Origin of the sequence: Nocardia sp. XZ_19_369 (assembly GCF_015355715.1) — a bacterium.
Classification (GTDB): Bacteria; Actinomycetota; Actinomycetes; order Mycobacteriales; family Mycobacteriaceae; genus Nocardia.
Genome location: NZ_JACVED010000004.1, coordinates 465,386 through 481,686 on the forward strand (window position 1 = coordinate 465,386; position 16,301 = coordinate 481,686).

Sequence of the window (16,301 nt, forward strand, 5' to 3'; positions counted from 1 at the left end):
ATGACCGAGATCAAGAAGGGTCTGGCCGGGGTGGTGGTCGATACCACGACCATCTCCAAGGTGGTGCCCGAGACCAACTCACTGACCTATCGTGGCTACGCGGTGCAGGATCTCGCGGCCCACTGCTCCTTCGAAGAGGTCGCCTACCTGCTCTGGTACGGCGAACTGCCCGACGCGGCCCAGCTGGCGCTGCTGTGTCAGCGGGAGCGGGCGCAGCGCCGGGTCGACCGATCCATCCTGTCGCTGATCGAGAAGATGCCCACCTCCTGTCACCCGATGGACGTGGTCCGGACCGTGGTGAGTTTCCTCGGTGCCGAGGACCCGGAGGAGGAGCTGGGTACCGCCCCGGCACCGCGTGCCTTGCGGGCCAAGGCCTTACGGCTGACCTCAGCGCTACCGACGATCATCGCCGCCGATATGCGCCGTCGGCGCGGCCTCGATCCCATTGCGCCGCACTCACATCTGGGTTTCGCGGAGAACTTCTTGAACATGTGCTTCGGCACGGTGCCCGACCCGCGCATCGTCCGGGCCTTCGAGATCTCGCTGATCCTCTACGCGGAGCACAGTTTCAACGCCTCGACCTTCGCGGCGCGGGTGGTCACCTCGACGCAGTCGGACATGTACAGCGCGATCACCGCCGCCATCGGTGCGCTGAAGGGGCCGCTGCACGGCGGCGCGAACGAGGCCGTCATGCACGCCATGCTGGCGATCGGTGAACCGGAGCTGGCCGCAGAATGGTTGCGCGCCAAGCTCGAAGGCAAGCAGAAGGTGATGGGGTTCGGGCATCGCGTCTACAAGAACGGCGACTCCAGGGTGCCGACCATGCGCGCCGCGCTGGCGGAGGTCGCCGAGGTGACCGGTGGGCAACGGTGGTTGCGGATGTACACCGAACTGGAGCGGGCGATGGCCGAGGCCACGGGTATCAAGCCGAATCTCGACTTCCCGGCGGGCCCCGCCTACTACCTGATGGGCTTCGATATCGCGATGTTCACGCCCATCTTCGTGATGAGCCGGATCACCGGGTGGACCGCGCATATCGCGGAGCAGGCGGCCTCGAACGCGTTGATTCGGCCGCTCTCGGAGTACGTCGGGGTGCCGCAACGCGAGCTCGCCGGGCTCCATTGAGACTGGGTCTTCCTAACCGAGCACTTGCTTGGTTGAATCGGGGAGGCGGTGCGGACAACGCGGTTCGGCCGCCCCCGGCATCAGAAAGTGAGCCAAACCCATGCCAAGCCCCGATGAACTCGTCCGCGACATGTGCCGCAGCTGGTCCGACCCGGATCCGGACCGCATTGCGTCCTTCTTCGCCGAAGACGCTGTCTACCACAACATCCCGATGGAACCGGTGGTCGGCCGCGCCGCCATCCGCGAGTTCATCGCGGGCTTCCTCACCACCTTCGAGGCCATCGACTTCGAGATCCACCACCAGATCGCCTCGGGCAACCTGGTCATGAACGAACGCACCGACACCCTCCGCAGCGCGGGCCAGGCCATCCCCCTCCCGGTCACCGGCGTCTTCGAGGTAGCAGGCGACGCCATCGTCGCCTGGCGCGACTACTTCGACATGGGCGTCATCAACCGCGCCTTCAACCTGGCGGGTTGAACTCGGTCGAACCGGTCGGACCGTTCTGGAAAATTCCTGGTAGCTACCCGGAACCGACGGGAGAGTTCGCGCGTCGAAGGTGGTTAGGGGCGATTCATGGAGTGGTTGACGACGGGTGAAAAGGGGTTGGTATGGACCGATGTCCGGGGTGTCATACGGCGTGGCGGCGAGGGATGAGTTCCAGGTCGCGGCAGCAACCGGTCAAGCGGGCCGAGGAACCGTGTGAGCGGTACACGTCACGGCGGCGGCAGCGGCTGCGGCCGGAGACCGAATTCGAGTGAGGTGGTGGGTCGGTGCCTCCCGTGGGTGGGAGGCACCGACCGTCAGCGGGCGGCGTTTTCCGGAAGTAGGTGCGCGAGTAGCAGTTTGATCAGCAGGAGCGGAGCGAACCAGGCTACGACGTGCGGGATAATGAGCATACTGGTGGTGATGGTGAGTGCGGCGGCGGTGGCGCCGAAGGCGATGGGGCGGCGTAGCTCGCGCGGGGCGGCCGTGACCAGGGCGGCCCCGGTGAGGGCGGAGGCGTAAATGACGGTGGCGGCGAGCCAGGTGAAGCCGGGGACCACCAGGGCGAGCAGGAACGGCTGGACGTGGATGGCGACGAAGGCGAGGTGGTGCAGGCTGGTTCGATCCGGACGGTGATACCAGCGCTTCGCCGAATCGGTGGCGTTGACGACCGCGCCGCCGAACATGTCGAAGGCGACCAGCGTGACGACGGCGACGCTCAGCCAGGACAACTGGGCGTGCAGCGCCAAGCCGAAAGCCAGTGCGGCGCCGCCGAATGCCGCGCCGAAGCCGGTGACGACCTCACCACGTGTGGCATTCGGGGCGATCAATCGATCCGTGAGATTCATCGACGGATTCCTTCCACGCAGATCTGTACCATCGGGTCGGCCAGTTCGCGCAGGGACACCTGCGGATCGACCAATGCCTGGACGAGACACCCCTCGATGGCGCCGACGACGACTGCGGCATGTGGTTCGCCGATGTCGGGTCGCAACTCACCGTCGGCCCGTGCCTGCCGCAGCAGATCCGCGACGGCCGAGCGGTATTCGCGATACACCGTCGCCATATCGAGCGGTGGATTCGACGCCCAGACGTCCAGCAGGACGCGCGCATGGTCGGGGTGCGCGGCGAGCATCTCGACCGTCCCGCGGATCAGCCTGGTCAGCCGATCCAGTGCGGTGCCGTCGCCGAGCTCGGCCAGCACCTGTCCGCTGCTCTCGGCATAGCTCTGGAAAACCCCGGCCAGCAACGCATCTCGGCTGTCGAAGTACAGATACACGCTGCCCTTGGCGATGCCCGCCTCGGCGGCGACGTCCTCGATACGCGAGGTGGCGAAGCCCTTGCGGGCGAACACGCGCACGGCGGCCTCGAGAATCTCCGCTCGGCGGGCGACCCGGTCGACTTTCTTCGGCATGATTCGATTATGAATGACCAGTCAGTCATAAACAAGTGTGCAGTTCAGCCCTCTCCGCGAACACGAAGGGGGCTGAACTTCACAAAGCCGGAGCGATCAGCGCACAGCCGTCGCAGCGGCCACCATGTTCCGCAGTGACGCCGCCACCTCGGCCTGCCCACGGGTCTTCAGCCCGCAGTCCGGATTGACCCACAGCCGTTCGGCGGGAACGGCTTTCAGCGCCGCACGCAAGGACGTGGTGATCTCCTCGACGCTGGGCACCCTGGGCGAGTGGATGTCGTACACGCCCGGCCCGACACCCAGGTCGAAGCCCGCCGCGTTGAGGTCGTCGAGCACCTCCATCCGGGAGCGCGCCGCCTCGATCGAGGTCACGTCGGCGTCCAGTCCGGCGATCGCGTCGATCACCTCGCCGAACTCCGAGTAGCAGAGGTGGGTGTGCACCTGGGTGGCGTCCGAGACGCCGGAGGTGGCGATCCGGAACGCCTGCACCGACCAGTCGAGGTAGGCCTGCTGGTCGATCTTGCGCAGCGGCAGCAACTCCCGCAGCGCCGGCTCGTCCACCTGGATGATGCGGATACCCGCGGCCTGCAGGTCCACCGTCTCGTCCCGGATGGCCAGCGCGACCTGCCGTGCCGAATCGCCGAGCGGCTGGTCGTCGCGCACGAACGACCAGGCGAGGATGGTGACCGGCCCGGTGAGCATGCCCTTCACCGGCTTGTCGGTGAGCGACTGCGCGTAGCTGATCCAGTCGACGGTCATCGGCGCGGGCCGGGTCACGTCGCCGAACAGGATCGGCGGTCGCACGCAGCGCGAACCGTAGGACTGCACCCAGCCCTGCTCGGTGGCGGCGAAGCCGTCGAGCTGTTCGGCGAAGTACTGCACCATGTCGTTGCGCTCCGGCTCGCCGTGCACCAGCACGTCGAGGCCCAGCTTCTCCTGCAGCGCAATGACATCGGCGACCTCGGCGCGCATCCGGCGGATGTACTCGGCCTCGTCGATCTCGCCCTTGCGGAACGCGGCCCTGGCCAACCGGATCGCCGAGGTCTGCGGGTACGAGCCGATGGTCGTGGTCGGCAGCGGCGGCAGGTGCAGCCGTTCCTGTTGCAGCGCACGGCGTTCCTCGGCGGGCGCACGCCTGCTGGCGTCCGGGCCGAGCGCCGCCAACCTGGCCCGCACCTGGGCGTCGTTCAGCCGGGGGTCGGACTGCCGCGTCGCCAATGCCGCACGCACGTCGGCCAATTCGGCGCTGATCGCCTCGGTGCCCTCGGTCAGCGCGGTCGCCAGCAGCCGAACCTCGGCCACCTTCTCCGTGCCGAACGCCAGCCAGGATCGCAGCCGGTCGTCCAGCCCGGTCTCCGCGGCGAGCGTGTACGGCACGTGCAGCAGCGAGCACGAGGTCGAGACCGCCACCGACGCAGCGCTACCCAGCAGGGTGCCCAGGGTGGACAGTGCCTGGTCGAGATCGGCTCGCCAGACGTTGCGGCCGTCGACCACGCCGGCCACCAGCAGCTTGCCCGCCAGGGCCGGAACGCCCACCACATCGGAAACGCCGGTGCCTGCGGTGAAGTCGAGCGCGATGCCCTCGATGTCGGTGCCAGCCAGCGCGGTCAGTGCCGCGTCGGGATGGCCGAAGTAGGTCGCCACCAGGATCGCGGGGCGCTGCGACGACGCGGACAGGTCGGTGTAAGTGCTACGGACCAGGTCGATTTCGTCGTGGGTGAGGTCGGTGACCAGCGCAGGCTCATCGATCTGCACCCAGCCGACCCCTGCCTCGGCCAGCAGCCGGAGCAACTCGCGATACAGCGGGACGAGTTCGGTGAGCCGGTCCAACGGCGCACCGCCGGTGGCCTTGGCCAGTTTCAGGAAGGTGATCGGCCCGACCACCACCGGGCGCGCGTTCGCGCCGAGCTCGGCCGCCTCGCGCACCTCGTCCAGCAGCTTCGCCGGGTTCAGCGAAAACACGGTGTCCTGGCCGATTTCCGGCACCAGATAGTGGTAGTTGGTGTCGAACCACTTGGTCATCTCCAGCGGTTCCACCGTGTCGGTGCCGCGGGCGGCGGCGAAGTACCGGTCCAGTGGCTCGGCGATCCCGGCGACCCGCTGCGGCAGTGCGCCGAGCAGCTGGGCGGTGTCGAGCACCTGGTCGTAGTACGAGAAGGTGCCCACCGGGATCGAATCCAGGCCTGCCGCTTGTAATTCGGTGAGCTGGGCGTGGCGCAGCTCGCGCGCGACGGCGTGCAACCGGTCGGCGTCGATCTTGCCCGCCCAGTAGGCCTCGGTGGCCCGCTTGAGCTCGCGCCGCGGTCCGACCCTAGGTAGCCCGAGAACCGTTGCGGTGAACGGTGTCTGATTTACAACAGTCACGTTGTCTCTCCAGTGCTGGTGCCATTCGCGAGCGCAGCGAGCGATCATGCACGCAGCGCCCTTTGGCGAACGACGAAGTCGTAAGCCAACGCCATACGGGTTGCGCGGCTACCTCGATACGCCAGGAGATTCGACAGAACTAGAGCCCGACATATCAGTACTGGTAGAACCGCGCGCCCAGATCCACGAGGCGGTGGCCGCCGGATACGGCGTATCCGACACGGCTGGCAGGTCTTCGGACTCACAGGCACCGGCCTCGCGGCCGACCTACTGGCCGTCGCTTCCCGGGCATCGTGCCCAGTGCGTGTGACGGCGGTCGTTCCTGCTCACCGCTGCGGGACAGTCCCGGATTCCCACCGGGTTCCCTCTCGCCCGGCCACCCTTTCGGGGCGGTCGAACTCGACTCCGCTGCGCGACGACGGGGCTCCATCTCGTACGCGCCGCAGTGAACCAGCTGCACCTACGAGCATAGGGCGCGCGGCGCGGTGGTGGGCGGCCGGGCGGGGGAGCGGCGTCTTCGATCATTTGCCCATCACTGTTTGGTCATTTGACCAAGTCTGTGAGGAAGCCCACGGAACTCGGGTGTAGCCCCTCTTTCCGGAATGCGTTTAAGGTTGTCCCCTCGGGGGGAGGGCTCCCGCGTGGGGAAACGATTGCAGGAGTACGCGTGGTGACTGAACGGTCGGTATCGATCGTCATTCCAACCTACATCGGGACGGCCGACGGCCTGGATCTACTCGATGTCCAACTGGGCGCCTTGACGCGTCAAGATTATAGGGGGGAATTCGATGTCGTCATAGCCGACAACGGATCCCCGATCGATGTGAAACTCCATATCGAAACTCATCCGCTGCAAGGCCGCCTCGAACTACGCTATGTGGACGCGTCGGGGACCTCCGGTGCGGCATTTGCCCGTAATGTCGGCGCGACGCAAGCCGCCGGCACGATCCTGTTGTTCTGCGATCACGACGACCAGGCCCATTCCAATTGGATCAGCCGGATGGTCGCGTTCCTGGACGAGGGGTACGACCTGATTTGCTCTGCGGTCGAAGGTGATTCGCTCAACGCGGCCAATCCGCGCCACGTCGCCAACATCCCGACCCCCGACAAATTCCAGCCGACCGGCGTTTATGCACCTGTGATCATCGGGACCAGCATGGCGTGCCGGGCGGAGGTGTATCGGAAGCTGGGCGGCCAGGACACCAGCTACGCCGCCAACGAGGATCTCGAATTCGGCTGGCGGGCCCATCGCGAGGGATACCGTCTCGGATATCTGCCGGAGGCGCTCGTCGCCTATCGATACCGGCAGGGCTTCCGTCCCGGATATCGGCAGGGACGCAGCCGGGGCATCGGCCTCGCCCGGCTGAATGCGGAATTCCCGAACAATGGGTTGCCGGAAATTCACCTGCCGGAAGTCTTGTTACGCATGATTCGTCTGCCATTCACCCGTGGATTGGTTGCCGAGGAGCGCGGACTGATGATCGGCCTCGCCGTCGGTCAGTTCCGCGGCGGGCTCCGCCATCGCACGATGCACTGGATCTGACAGTGTGACGCGCGGATGAACGCATCTTCGCAACGCCGCCGGACGGCGTTGTGAAGATGCTTGCGAAGGGCCCTTCCGTGTCTGTGAGGCGGGTGGGTCCGGGTACCTTAGGCCAATGTTCACGAAAGTCTTGGTTGCCAATCGGGGCGAGATCGCCATCAGGGCCTTCCGCGCGGCCTACGAGCTCGGCGTTGGGACGGTGGCCGTCTTCCCGTACGAGGACCGCAACTCGGTCCATCGCACGAAGGCGGCCGAGTCCTACCAGATCGGTGAACAGGGGCACCCCGTCCGGGCGTACCTCTCGATCGACGCGATCGTCGACGCGGCCAAGTCGGCGGGCGCCGACGCCGTCTACCCGGGCTACGGCTTCCTGTCCGAGAACCCGGACCTGGCGGCGGCCTGCGCCCGCGAGGGCATCACCTTCATCGGCCCGTCCGCCGAGGTGCTCGAGCTCGCGGGCAACAAGGCGCGGGCCATCGCGGCGGCCAAGGCGGCCGGGCTGCCGGTGCTGCGGTCCAGCGCGCCGTCCGCCGACGTGGACGAGTTGCTCGCCGCGGCAGAGGAATTGGACTACCCGATCTTCGTCAAGGCGGTAGCGGGCGGCGGCGGGCGCGGCATGCGCCGGGTCGCCGACGCCGCGCACCTGCGCGAGTCCATCGAGGCCGCGTCGCGCGAGGCCGAGTCGGCGTTCGGCGACCCCACCGTCTTCCTCGAGCAGGCCGTGGTGAACCCGCGCCACATCGAGGTGCAGATCCTCGCCGACCAGCAGGGCAATGTGATGCACCTGTTCGAACGCGACTGTTCGGTGCAGCGCAGGCACCAGAAGGTGATCGAGCTCGCGCCCGCGCCGAACCTGGATCCCGCACTGCGCGACCGCATCTGCGCCGACGCGGTGGCCTTCGCCAAGGAGATCGGCTACAGCTGCGCGGGCACCGTCGAGTTCCTGCTCGACGAGCGCGGCAACCACGTGTTCATCGAGATGAACCCGCGCATCCAGGTCGAGCACACGGTGACCGAGGAGATCACCGACGTGGACCTGGTGCAGGCGCAGCTGCGCATCGCGGCGGGCGAGACCCTCGAACAGCTCGGCCTCAGCCAGGAGACCGTCAGCATCCGCGGCGCCGCGATGCAGTGCCGGATCACCACCGAGGACCCGGCCAACGGCTTCCGCCCCGACACCGGCCGGATCACCGCCTACCGGACCCCGGGCGGCGCGGGCATCCGGCTCGACGGCGGCGCCAACCTCGGCGCGGAGATCGGCGCCTACTTCGACTCGATGCTGGTGAAGCTCACCTGCCGCGGCCGCGATTTCGGCGCCGCGGTGTCGCGAGCCCAGCGTGCGCTCGCCGAGTTCCGAATTCGCGGCGTCACCACCAACATTCCGTTCCTGCTCGCGGTGCTCGACGACCCGGACTTCCAGGCGGGCCGGGTCACAACCTCGTTCATCGACGAGCGCCCGCAGCTGCTCAACCAGCGTGGTTCGGCCGACCGCGGCACCAAGATCCTCACCTATCTGGCCGACATCACCGTCAACAAGCCGCACGGCGAACGGCCGACCACGGTGTACCCGCACGACAAGCTGCCCCCGATCGACCTGACCGTCGCGCCGCCGGACGGCTCCCGGCAGCGCCTGCTCCGCCTCGGCCCGGACGGGTTCGCGCAGGATCTGCGCGCGCAGAAGGCGGTCGGCGTCACCGACACCACCTTCCGGGACGCGCACCAGTCCCTGCTGGCCACCCGGGTGCGCACCAACGGCCTGCTCGGCGTCGCCGGGCACGTGGCCAGGCTGACCCCGGAGCTGCTGTCCATCGAGGCCTGGGGCGGCGCGACTTACGATGTGGCGCTGCGCTTTCTGTACGAGGACCCGTGGGAGCGCCTCGCCGCGCTGCGCGAGGCGGTGCCGAACATCTGCCTGCAGATGCTGCTGCGCGGTCGCAACACCGTCGGCTACACGCCCTACCCGGAGCAGGTGACTCGCGCGTTCGTCTCCGAGGCGACCGCCACCGGCATCGACATCTTCCGCATCTTCGACGCGCTCAACAATGTCGACCAGATGCGCCCGGCCATCGACGCGGTGCGCGAAACCGGCACGGCCATAGCGGAAGTCGCGATGAGCTACACCGGCGACCTGTCCAACCCGGACGAAACGCTCTACACGCTGGACTACTACCTCGAGCTGGCCGAGCAGATGGTGGACGCGGGCGCGCACGTGCTCGCCATCAAGGACATGGCCGGGCTGCTCCGCGCCCCCGCGGCCGCCACCCTGGTCACCGCGCTGCGCAGCAACTTCGACCTGCCGGTGCACGTGCACACCCACGACACCCCCGGCGGTCAGCTGGCCACCTACCTGGCTGCCTGGCAGGCGGGCGCCGACGCGGTGGACGGTGCGAGCGCCGCGATGGCCGGAACCACCAGCCAGCCTGCGCTTTCCGCGATCGTCGCGGCCGCCGCGCACAGCGAGTACGACACCGGCCTGAACCTGCAGCACGTGTGCGACCTGGAGCCGTACTGGGAAGCGCTGCGAAAGGTGTACGCGCCCTTCGAGTCCGGGCTGCCCGCCCCGACCGGGCGGGTCTACACCCACGAGATCCCCGGCGGTCAGCTGTCGAACCTGCGCCAGCAGGCCATCGCCCTCGGCCTCGGCGATCGGTTCGAGGAAGTGGAAGCGAAATACGCTGCGGCGGACCGATTGCTGGGCCGTCTGGTGAAGGTGACCCCGTCGTCCAAGGTGGTCGGCGACCTGGCGCTGGCCTTGGTCGGCACCGGCGTCGACATCGAGGACTTCGCCGCCGACCCCGGCCGCTACGACATCCCCGACTCCGTAATCGGTTTCCTGCGTGGCGAACTCGGCACCCCGGCGGGTGGCTGGCCGGAACCGTTCCGCAGCCGCGCGCTGGCCGGGCGCGGCGAGGCGAAGCCGGAGACCCCGCTCACCGCCGAGGACGAAGCCGGGCTCGCGGGCACCTCGGCCGAGCGCCGCGCGACGCTGAACCGGCTGCTCTTCCCCGGCCCCACGGCCGAATTCAACGCGCACCGGGAAAAATACGGCGACACCATGGGCCTGTCGGCGAACCAGTTCTTCTACGGGCTGCGCCAAGGCGATGAACACCGGGTGCAGCTGGAGAAGGGCGTCACCCTGCTCATCGGCCTGGAGGCGATCTCCGAGCCGGACGAGCGCGGCATCCGCACGGTCATGTGCATCCTGAACGGCCAGTTGCGCCCCGTCGCTATCCGCGACCGGTCGATCGCCAGTGAGGTCCCGGCCGCGGAGAAGGCCGACAAGGGCAACGCGGGTCATATCGCCGCGCCGTTCGCCGGTGTGGTGACCCTGGCGGTGTCGGAAGGCGACGCGATCGCGGCCGGAGACACCGTCGGCACCATCGAGGCGATGAAGATGGAGGCCGCGATCACCGCGCCGCGAGCCGGCACCGTCGGCCGGGTCGCGATCGGTCCGGTGCAGCAGGTCGAGGGTGGCGATCTGCTGATCGAGCTGGCCGTGCGCGAGTCCGCGGGCGAATGACCAGGATCGTCGCCGGAACGGCGGGCGGGCGGCGGCTGCGGGTGCCGCCGGCCGGCACCCGTCCGACCTCCGACCGGGTGCGCGAGGCGCTGTTCAGCGCGCTCGACGCGCGCATCGACTTCGACGGCGTCCGGGTACTCGACCTCTACGCGGGGTCGGGCGCGCTCGGGCTGGAGGCGTTGTCCCGTGGCGCCGCGCACGCACTGCTGGTCGAGTCCGATCGCAAGGCGGCTGCGGTGCTGCGCGGCAATATCGCCGACCTCGGGCTGCCCGGCGCCGAACTGCGCGTCGGCACGGTGGCGAGCGTGCTGCAACTGAGTGGTGCGGGCGAATTCGATCTGGTGCTGTCCGACCCGCCCTACGCCGTAGACACCGACGCCGTGCTCGCCGATCTGCGGGCGCTGGCCGCTGGTTGGCTGCGACCGGACGCGCTCGTCGTGGTCGAGCGATCCAGCCGATCGCCGGAAATCGAATGGCCCGTGGGTTATTCGGCGATGAAGCCGCGCAAGTACGGCGAAACGCGCATCGAGATGGCGACTTTCGACTAGCGATGTGGTCTTGTGCACCCTCTGTGGTGCCCGCCGGTCCCGCACGATAGCGTCTGACCATGGCAGGAGCATTGTGCCCCGGGTCCTTCGACCCCGTGACCCACGGTCACATCGACGTCTTCAACCGGGCCGCGGCCCAGTTCGACGAGGTTGTTGTCACCGTCATGATCAACAAGAACAAGCAGGGCATGTTCAGCGTCGACGAGCGCATGGAGATGCTGCGCGAGGCGACCGCTCACCTGCCCAATGTCCGCGTGGAGTCGTGGTACGGCCTGCTGGTGGACTTCGCCAAGCAGCAGGGTGTCACGGCCATCGTGAAGGGCCTGCGCGACGCGACCGACTTCGGTTACGAGCTGCAGATGGCCCAGATGAACCGGAAGCTCTCCGGCGTGGACACCTTCTTCATCGCCACCAACCCCACCTTCAGCTTCCTGTCCAGCTCGCTGGTCAAGGAGGTGGCGTCCTTCGGCGGCGACGTCGTCGACATGCTGCCCCCGTCGGTACACAAGCGTCTGCTCGACCGCCTGGCCGAACGCAAAGGCTGAGAACGCAAATCAGCCCCGGTCCGAAAACCTTGGGACCGGGGCTGATTCCCCTCACTCGAGGAGGTTCAGAAGACCAAACCTCGTAGTGCCAGGAAGCGCATGCCGCCGACGGCCGCGGTGATGCCGAGGATGGCGGTGGCCTCTGCCGGTCCGCCGATGGTAGGCGCCCAGACGTCCAGGGCGGCCAGGCACGCGGTGGTGATGGCGAGTCCGACCAGTGCCAGCCCGCCGCCTTCCCACTGTGCGGTGAACCAGCCGACTCGGCCGCTCGCGTGGAAGGTGAGTTGGCGGTGCAGCTCGTTGGCGATCACGGTGCTGACGATCGAGCCGACCACGTTCGCGAGCAGCGGCCCGACGCCGTGCATCGCGAAGAACAGCAGCACGTAGGCGATATTGCTGGACCCACCGACCAGGGCGAAGCGGATCAGCTGGGCGAAGGCCCGGTCGCCGCGGAGGTACGCCATCGCCTGCTCGAACCGCGCCGACGCCGGAGCCGTCTGCAACGCAGGGTATGGGCCTACCCACGGCATGAAGTAGCTGGTGGTGCTAACTCCCGCCGATCTCTGTAGATCCAGAACAGTCATGGGCTTTCCGATCGAACATGAGCCTTGTTCCCGCAGTCCCGGTGGGGCCTGCGCTCGTCCGAAGACCTTGTCGATCTTCGTATCGACGATAACACGAAGCGGAGACAGATCCTCCACTTGATTTGTGTGGCGTGCAAGACACTGCGACGACACACCGGAGGGTGACTCGGCACAGGCCGTGATGAGGGGCACACTGGGGCTCGGCGGACAGTTCGCCGAAGAGTCGTAGGAGAGTGGGGTCAGTCAGCATGTATCGCGTATTCGAAGCCCTCGACGAGCTGGTCGCCATCGTCGAGGAGGCGCGCGGCATCCCGCCGACCCGCAGCTGCATCGTGCCGCGCGGTGACGTGCTCGAACTGCTCGACGACGTGCGTGACGCACTGCCGGGCGAGCTCGACGATGCCCAGGACGTGCTCGACATCCGGGACAAGATCGTCTCGGACGCCCGATCGGCCGCCGAGGTGACCGTCACCAGCGCCAACGAACAGGCCGCGCACACCATCGGCTCGGCCCGTGAGGAGGCCGACCGCATCCTCGCCGACGCCAAGGCGCACGCCGACCGGATGGTCGCCGAGGCCAGCGCGCACGCCGATCACCTCGTGGCCACCGCCCAGGCCGAGGCCGACCGCGTCGTCGCCGACGGCAACGCCGAATTCGAGGCCGTCACCGCCCGCGCCCGCCTGGAATCCGAGCGAATGATCGACGCGGGCAAGGCTTCCTACGATCGTTCGGTTGCCGAGGGCGAGGCCGAGCGGGACCGCCTGGTCGCGCAGACCGAGGTGGTGCGCGCCGCGCACGCCGAATCCGCGCGGGTGATCGACGCGGCACACGCCGAGTCCGACCGGATGCGCGAGGAATGCGACGTCTACGTCGACTCCAAGCTCGCCGACTTCGAGGAGACCCTGAGCAACACCCTGCGCACCGTCGGCCGCGGCCGCCACCAGCTCCGCTCCGGGGCGGGCGCACCCGACTACGCCGCCGACTACCGCCGCTAGAGCCGGTTTGAGGTCGGCGGGACCCCTCGCGTATCGTGGTGTGGTTGCCCATTCCCCCGATAGTGAAGTGAGTTCGTGATGCCCGCCGGTTCCGGTTCTGCCCCGCGTAAGGACTCGGCCACGCGCCGAGAGCCCGACGCGGCCTTCGTGCTGGACGTCCGCAGCCTCGGCCGCAGGGCCGGGACGATGCGCGAGCTCCATCGCACGCTCACCACCGTCGAGCGGATCGGGCTCGACCTCGTCGGCGTCCCGGTCGGCGCCGAGGTCGTGCTCGATCTGCAGCTGCAGGCGGTTTCCGAAGGTGTGCTGGTCACCGGAACGGTGTCCGCGCCGATCGAGGGCGAGTGCTCACGCTGCCTCGAGCCGTTCACCGACAGCGTGAACATCTACCTCACGGAGTTGTTCGCCTACCCGGACAGCACCACCGAGCAGACCACCGACGACGACGATTCCTACCGCATGATCGACGACACGATCGACCTCGAACCGGTGATCATCGACGCGATCGGCATCGAGCTGCCGCTGCAGCCGCTGTGCACGCAGGACTGCGCGGGGCTGTGCGCGGAATGTGGCGTGCGGATGGCGATTGCGGGTTCTGAGCACTCGCATGAGATACTTGACCCTCGCTGGGCCGGGTTGGCGAAATTTGCCACCGCATCGCCCGGCAACGGCAGCCCCGACGAGGGTGCGGCCACCGCAGCAGACCAGTCAGCCGAAATGGCAAGCAATATGACAGAGGAGAAGTAGTCGTGGCCGTTCCCAAGCGCCGGATGTCCCGTTCCAACACCAGGTCGCGGCGCAGCCAGTGGAAGGCCACCGCGCCGACCCTGATCACCTGCCCGAACCGCGCCTGTGGTGAGAAGACCCTGCCGCACATCGCGTGCCCGTCCTGTGGCACGTACAAGGGCCGTCAGGTCACGGCGGCTGTCTAACAGTTCAACCTGTCGTATCGACGTGAGCGATGAACCCGATTCGTCCGGTGGACACGCGAGCCTGCTCGCCGCGCTCGGCGTCGAGGTGCAGCCGGAGCTGCTGCGCCTGGCGCTGACGCACCGGTCGTACGCATATGAAAACGGCGGGCTGCCGACCAATGAGCGCCTGGAGTTCCTCGGCGACTCCGTCCTCGGACTGAGCATCACCGAGCGGCTCTACCACGAGCACCCGGACAAATCCGAGGGCGAACTGGCGAAGCTGCGCGCGAGCGTGGTGAACATGCACGCGCTCGCCGAGGTGGCGCGCCAGCTCGGCGAGGGCGGCCTCGGCGTGCACCTGCTGCTCGGTAAGGGCGAAGAGCTCACCGGCGGCAGGGACAAGCCGAGCATCCTCGCCGACGGCATGGAGTCGCTGCTCGGCGCGGTACACCTGGAGCACGGCATCGACGTCGCGCGCGAGGTGGTGCTGCGGCTGTTCGCCGACCTGCTCGAGCGCGGTCCCCGGATGGGAGCCGGCCTCGACTGGAAGACCAGCCTGCAGGAGCTCACCGCCGAGCGTGGCCTCGGCGTGCCCAGCTACGAGATCACCTCGACGGGCCCCGATCACGACAAGGAATTCACCGCGACCACCGTGATCGGCGGCCGGGCCTACGGGCAGGGCGTCGGCCGCTCCAAGAAGGAAGCCGAGCAGAAGGCCGCGGGCACCGCCTACCAGGCGCTGACCGCCGAAGCCTGACGTGCCCGAACTCCCCGAGGTAGAGGTCGTCCGGCGCGGCGTCGCCGAACACGTGGTCGGTCGCGTCATCGAGTCGGTCGCGATCACCCATCCCCGCTCGGTGCGCCGGCACCTCGAGGGCGCCGCCGATCTCGCCGCCCGGTTGACCGGTTTGAAGGTCGCGTCCGCCGAGCGGCGCGGGAAATATCTCTGGCTCACCTTCGACGAGCCGGACACCTCGCTCGTCGTGCATCTCGGCATGAGCGGCCAAATGCTCGTGCAGCCCGCGGACGCGCCGCTGGAGAAGCACGCGCACATCCGTGCCACCCTCGGCGACGGCACCCAGCTGCGCTTCGTCGACCAGCGCACCTTCGGCGGCTGGGCGCTCGCACCGCTGGTCGAGGTGGACGGCACCCTGGTGCCGGAACCGGTGGCGCACATCGCCCGCGACCCGCTGGATCCTCGCTTCGACCCCGAAGCCGTGGTGGCCGCGGTGCGCGCCAAACAGACCGAGATCAAACGCGTTCTGCTCGATCAGAGCGTGATCTCCGGCATCGGCAACATCTATGCCGACGAATCGTTGTGGCGCGCGAAGATCCACGGCAGCCGGCTCGCCTCGGGCCTGTCCCGTCCTGCCGTACGCGCTCTGCTCGCCGACGTCGGCGCGGTGATGGGGGAAGCGCTCGCCGCGGGCGGCACGTCGTTCGACGCGCTGTACGTGAACGTCAACGGCCAGTCCGGCTATTTCGAACGCTCCCTTGCCGTCTACGGCCGCGAGGACGAACCGTGCCGTCGCTGCGGAGCGCCTGTTCAGCGGGAAAAATTCATGAATCGTTCCTCGTTTTCTTGCCCGCGGTGCCAACCGAAGCCTCGCGGTCGTTAGCGGGCGCGAGTTACCTTTCTTGTAGGCGGTTCGGGAAGTCGGTCCGGCCGTGGAGGAAGGACACATGCGCAAGCTCACCTACTACGTAGCCTCGACGATCGACGGTTACATCGCCACCGATGACGGATCGGTCGATTTCTTCCCGGTCGGCGGCGACCACGGGCCTGCGATCGCGGCGCAATATCCGGAGACGTTGCCCACCAAGGTGCGTGAGTCGCTCGGTATCGACAAGCGCAACCGGTACTTCGATACCGTGCTGATGGGACGCAAGACCCACGACTTCGGGGTGCGCACCGGGACGTCGAGCCCGTACTCGCATCTGAAGCAGTACGTGGTGTCGACAACATTGCCGGAGAATCCGGATCCCGACGTCGAGCTGATCGCGAGTGACCCGCTGAGCAAGGTGCGCGAGCTCAAGCGCACCGAGGGGCTCGGGATCTGGTTGTGTGGCGGCGGGGAGCTCGCCCAGGAATTGCTGCCCGAGATCGACCAGATCTTCCTCAAGCTGTACCCGGTCCTGCTCGGCCGCGGCCGGTCGCTGTTCGGCTCCGGCCCCAGGCTGCCCGATGCGGCCAAGTTCCGGGTGATCACCAGTCGGGTGTTCGAGGACGGAGTGGCCTTCATGAAGTACTGCAGGATTCGATAACCG

At 67.8% G+C, this 16,301-nt stretch carries 16 protein-coding genes and 1 riboswitch; of the genes, 12 read left to right on the top strand and 4 right to left on the bottom strand.

What is annotated here, in order from left to right; translation table 11 throughout:
• Together IBX18_RS17455 and IBX18_RS17460 are read left to right on the top strand one after the other, a co-directional pair.
• Entirely contained in the window at nucleotides 1–1,125 is a 1,125-nt protein-coding gene (locus IBX18_RS17455; RefSeq protein WP_194834677.1) for a bifunctional 2-methylcitrate synthase/citrate synthase, read from the top strand.
• 100 nt (nucleotides 1,126–1,225) lie between these two features.
• Nucleotides 1,226–1,603: a nuclear transport factor 2 family protein gene (locus tag IBX18_RS17460; protein ID WP_194834678.1), complete on the top strand. Its 378-nt coding sequence runs from the start codon at nucleotides 1,226–1,228 to the stop codon at nucleotides 1,601–1,603.
• A gap of 323 nt (nucleotides 1,604–1,926) precedes the next feature.
• On the opposite strand, the gene IBX18_RS17465 is transcribed toward IBX18_RS17460, so the two are convergent.
• From IBX18_RS17465 to metE, 3 genes are all read right to left on the bottom strand, one after another.
• Nucleotides 1,927–2,457 carry a hypothetical protein gene (locus IBX18_RS17465; RefSeq protein WP_194834679.1) on the bottom strand — a complete coding sequence of 177 codons (531 nt, stop codon included), beginning with the start codon at nucleotides 2,455–2,457 and terminating at the stop codon, nucleotides 1,927–1,929.
• Complete coding sequence (locus IBX18_RS17470) at nucleotides 2,454–3,023, bottom strand: TetR/AcrR family transcriptional regulator (protein ID WP_194834680.1); 570 nt, start codon at nucleotides 3,021–3,023, stop codon at nucleotides 2,454–2,456. The genes IBX18_RS17465 and IBX18_RS17470 overlap by 4 nt, the downstream gene beginning before the upstream one ends.
• Before the next feature lie 96 nt (nucleotides 3,024–3,119).
• Nucleotides 3,120–5,435 carry a 5-methyltetrahydropteroyltriglutamate--homocysteine S-methyltransferase gene (gene metE, locus IBX18_RS17475; protein ID WP_194834681.1) on the bottom strand — a complete coding sequence of 772 codons (2,316 nt, stop codon included), beginning with the start codon at nucleotides 5,433–5,435 and terminating at the stop codon, nucleotides 3,120–3,122.
• Nucleotides 5,436–5,616: 181 nt separating this feature from the next.
• A riboswitch (cobalamin riboswitch) is annotated at nucleotides 5,617–5,756 on the bottom strand.
• A gap of 298 nt (nucleotides 5,757–6,054) precedes the next feature.
• Between metE and IBX18_RS17480 the strand changes: the two genes are divergently transcribed.
• The 4 genes from IBX18_RS17480 (at nucleotide 6,055) to coaD (ending at nucleotide 11,543) form a co-directional block, all read left to right on the top strand.
• Nucleotides 6,055–6,930: a glycosyltransferase family 2 protein gene (locus IBX18_RS17480; protein ID WP_194834682.1), complete on the top strand. Its 876-nt coding sequence runs from the start codon at nucleotides 6,055–6,057 to the stop codon at nucleotides 6,928–6,930.
• 115 nt (nucleotides 6,931–7,045) lie between these two features.
• The gene (locus IBX18_RS17485) at nucleotides 7,046–10,450 is read left to right on the top strand and encodes a pyruvate carboxylase (protein ID WP_194834683.1); all 3,405 of its coding nucleotides are present in this window, start codon (nucleotides 7,046–7,048) and stop codon (nucleotides 10,448–10,450) included.
• Nucleotides 10,447–10,998: a 16S rRNA (guanine(966)-N(2))-methyltransferase RsmD gene (rsmD, locus tag IBX18_RS17490; RefSeq protein WP_194834684.1), complete on the top strand. Its 552-nt coding sequence runs from the start codon at nucleotides 10,447–10,449 to the stop codon at nucleotides 10,996–10,998. The genes IBX18_RS17485 and rsmD overlap by 4 nt, the downstream gene beginning before the upstream one ends.
• 59 nt (nucleotides 10,999–11,057) lie before the next feature.
• The gene (gene coaD, locus IBX18_RS17495; protein WP_135232514.1) at nucleotides 11,058–11,543 is read left to right on the top strand and encodes a pantetheine-phosphate adenylyltransferase; all 486 of its coding nucleotides are present in this window, start codon (nucleotides 11,058–11,060) and stop codon (nucleotides 11,541–11,543) included.
• 65 nt (nucleotides 11,544–11,608) lie between these two features.
• Here coaD and IBX18_RS17500 read toward each other — a convergent pair whose 3' ends face one another.
• Nucleotides 11,609–12,127 carry a GtrA family protein gene (locus IBX18_RS17500; protein WP_147144379.1) on the bottom strand — a complete coding sequence of 173 codons (519 nt, stop codon included), beginning with the start codon at nucleotides 12,125–12,127 and terminating at the stop codon, nucleotides 11,609–11,611.
• A 248-nt stretch (nucleotides 12,128–12,375) separates the two neighbouring features.
• Between IBX18_RS17500 and IBX18_RS17505 the strand changes: the two genes are divergently transcribed.
• The 6 genes from IBX18_RS17505 (at nucleotide 12,376) to IBX18_RS17530 (ending at nucleotide 16,298) form a co-directional block, all read left to right on the top strand.
• Entirely contained in the window at nucleotides 12,376–13,122 is a 747-nt protein-coding gene (locus tag IBX18_RS17505) for a DivIVA domain-containing protein (RefSeq protein ID WP_107658440.1), read from the top strand.
• 78 nt (nucleotides 13,123–13,200) lie between these two features.
• Complete coding sequence (locus IBX18_RS17510; protein WP_194834685.1) at nucleotides 13,201–13,869, top strand: DUF177 domain-containing protein; 669 nt, start codon at nucleotides 13,201–13,203, stop codon at nucleotides 13,867–13,869.
• A 2-nt stretch (nucleotides 13,870–13,871) separates the two neighbouring features.
• A complete protein-coding gene (gene rpmF / locus IBX18_RS17515) occupies nucleotides 13,872–14,054 on the top strand; it encodes a 50S ribosomal protein L32 (RefSeq protein ID WP_014987105.1) in 183 nt (60 codons plus the stop codon).
• Nucleotides 14,055–14,076: 22 nt separating this feature from the next.
• Nucleotides 14,077–14,790 (top strand): ribonuclease III, encoded by a 714-nt coding sequence (gene rnc, locus IBX18_RS17520; RefSeq protein WP_234391158.1) that lies wholly within the window; start codon nucleotides 14,077–14,079, stop codon nucleotides 14,788–14,790.
• 1 nt (nucleotide 14,791) lies between these two features.
• A complete protein-coding gene (gene mutM / locus IBX18_RS17525; protein WP_194834686.1) occupies nucleotides 14,792–15,652 on the top strand; it encodes a bifunctional DNA-formamidopyrimidine glycosylase/DNA-(apurinic or apyrimidinic site) lyase in 861 nt (286 codons plus the stop codon).
• A 64-nt stretch (nucleotides 15,653–15,716) separates the two neighbouring features.
• Nucleotides 15,717–16,298 (top strand): dihydrofolate reductase family protein, encoded by a 582-nt coding sequence (locus IBX18_RS17530; protein ID WP_194834687.1) that lies wholly within the window; start codon nucleotides 15,717–15,719, stop codon nucleotides 16,296–16,298.
• Nucleotides 16,299–16,301 lie beyond the last annotated feature (3 nt).